The sequence below is a fragment of the Nonomuraea cypriaca genome, assembly GCF_015645445.1.
In the GTDB taxonomy this organism is placed as follows: Bacteria; Actinomycetota; Actinomycetes; order Streptosporangiales; family Streptosporangiaceae; genus Nonomuraea; species Nonomuraea cypriaca.
Genome location: NZ_JADOGI010000479.1, coordinates 1 through 2,063 on the forward strand (window position 1 = coordinate 1; position 2,063 = coordinate 2,063).

A 2,063-nucleotide genomic window follows, 5' to 3' on the forward strand; every position below is an offset into this window, starting at 1 on the left:
CGACCGGACCCGGCCCCCAGGAGGTCCCCCCGGCCGAGCCCGGCCTCCGGGGTGGCACCGAGACCGGATCCGGGCGCCAGGACGGCACCGCGACCGGCCCTGGCCTCGAGGATGGGCCTTCGCCCGCCGGGCTGATGCTCGGGGAGTTGGTCGCCCGCACCGGGCCGCTGCGCGCCGACGAGATCTTCGCCCCGCCGCAGGCCTTCCCGTACGGCGCGCACATCGCGGTCGTGGAGGTCGACCGGGAGCTCGGCTCCGTGCACGTGCGGCGGCTGGTGGCGGTGGACGACTACGGGGTGGTCGTCAATCCCATGATCGTCGACGGCCAGGGCCGCGGCTCGATCGCCCAGGGCCTCGGCCAGGCCCTGTACGAGCAGGCGGTCATCGGGTTCGACGGCATGCCGTACGCGTCGACCCTGCTCGACTACCTCCTGCCCACCGCGGCCGACATGCCGCCGGTGACTCTGCTGGAGACCGTCACGCCGAACCCCAACACGCCTCTGGGCGCCAAGGGCGCGGGCGAGGCCGGCTGCATCGGCATCCCACCCGCCGTGGTCAACGCCGTCTGCGACGCTCTGGACATCGACCACATCGACATGCCACTCACCCCTGCGGCGGTATGGGCGGCGGCGGCCGCACACGACCGCCGGACGTCTGCGTAGCGGCCGATGGGCTTACTGGGGGAGGACCTCGCGCAGTAGCCGCCTGGTGCCCGACCGGCGTTTCCACTCGCGTGGGTAGCCGAGCGACACCTCCTCGAAGCGGACACCGTCGTACCAGGTGACGCGCGGAATGTGGAGGTGTCCGTAGATCATGGCGGCCGTACGGTGGCGGCGGTGCCACTGCCTCGTGGCCGTCGTGCCGCACCACTGCGCGAACTCGGGGTACCACAGGATGTCCGTCGGCTCGCGTACGAGCGGGTAGTGGTTGACGAAGACCAGCGGCACGTCGTCCAGCTCCGCCAGCCGGGCCTCGGTCAGCTCGACCCGGTCCCGGCACCACGCCTCGCGGCTCGGGTACGGGTCAGGATGCAGCAGGTACTCGTCCGTGCAGACCACGCCGGTGCCGTGCGCGTACTCGAGTGCGCTCTCCTTGGTGTGGTGGCCGGGCGGCAGGAACGTGTAGTCGTACAGGAGGAACAGCGGCACGATCCGGACCGGGCCGCCCGCGCCCTCCCACACCGGGTAGGCGTCCTCGGGGTTGCCGATCCCGAGGCTGCGGCACAGGCGCACCAGGTGGTCGTAGCGGGCGACCCCCCGCAGTTCCTGCGGATCGGCCGGCGGGGTCCACAGCTCGTGGTTGCCCGGCACCCAGATCACCCGCTCGAAGCGGGCGGCCAGCAGCCGCAACGCCCACTCGATGTCCGCCAGCCGCTCCCCGACGTCCCCCGCGACCAGCAGCCAGTCGCCCGGCGTAGCCGGCTTCAGCTCCTCCACGATGGCCCGGTTCTCCTGGTAGCCGACGTGCAGGTCGCTGACCGCCAGCAGGCTGCTCTCGCCCGCCGGCTCCTGGTCGTCCTCCGTCAAGGGCGTGCCTCCCTCTGGCCTCTTTCTGGTGGTACGAGCATGCCACGGGAAGGCTCAGCGGGGCAGTACATGACAGGCGAGCTGGAGTGCCAGGCGGGTGGAGGCGTCGTCCAGGTCGAAGCCCACCGCCTTGATCCGGTCCAGGCGGGTGGTGACGGTGTTGCGGTGCACGCCGAGCCGCTCCGCCGCCTTCAGCGCGCCGCCCTCGTCCAGGACGGCGGCCAGCGTCTCCAGCAGGGTGCCGTCCTTGTCGATCGCCAGCAACGGCCCCAGCACGACCGCGGCCGGGGTGCGCAGGACACCTGTGGGGAGGGCGCCCAGCAGGTCGGCCGGGCCCATCCGGTCGGCGCGGGCGACCATGTCCGGCTCGGCCACGAACGCCGCCGCCTCCGCGCCCAGCAGCGACTCCCCCACCTGTTCCAGGCCCTCCACCTGAGCGCCCACCCCGGCGGCGCACGTCCACGGCATCATCTGCAGGCAGCGGCTGAGGCGTCCGGCCAGCTCGCCGGGGCCGAGCGCCGACCATCCCGCCCACCC

3 protein-coding genes are annotated in these 2,063 nt (G+C 72.9%); 1 reads left to right on the forward strand and 2 read right to left on the reverse strand.

The window, feature by feature from the left end:
- The coding region (locus ITP53_RS55005; protein ID WP_195903424.1) for a xanthine dehydrogenase family protein molybdopterin-binding subunit at positions 1 to 662 on the forward strand (662 nt) is incomplete at its 5' end.
- A 12-nt stretch (positions 663 to 674) separates the two neighbouring features.
- On the opposite strand, the gene ITP53_RS55010 is transcribed toward ITP53_RS55005, so the two are convergent.
- Together ITP53_RS55010 and ITP53_RS55015 are read right to left on the reverse strand one after the other, a co-directional pair.
- Positions 675 to 1,526, reverse strand: a complete 852-nt coding sequence (locus ITP53_RS55010; protein WP_207757760.1) for a metallophosphoesterase family protein — start codon at positions 1,524 to 1,526, stop codon at positions 675 to 677.
- 54 nt (positions 1,527 to 1,580) lie between these two features.
- A partial coding sequence (locus tag ITP53_RS55015) for a PucR family transcriptional regulator (RefSeq protein ID WP_195903425.1) occupies positions 1,581 to 2,063 on the reverse strand: 483 nt, incomplete at its 5' end.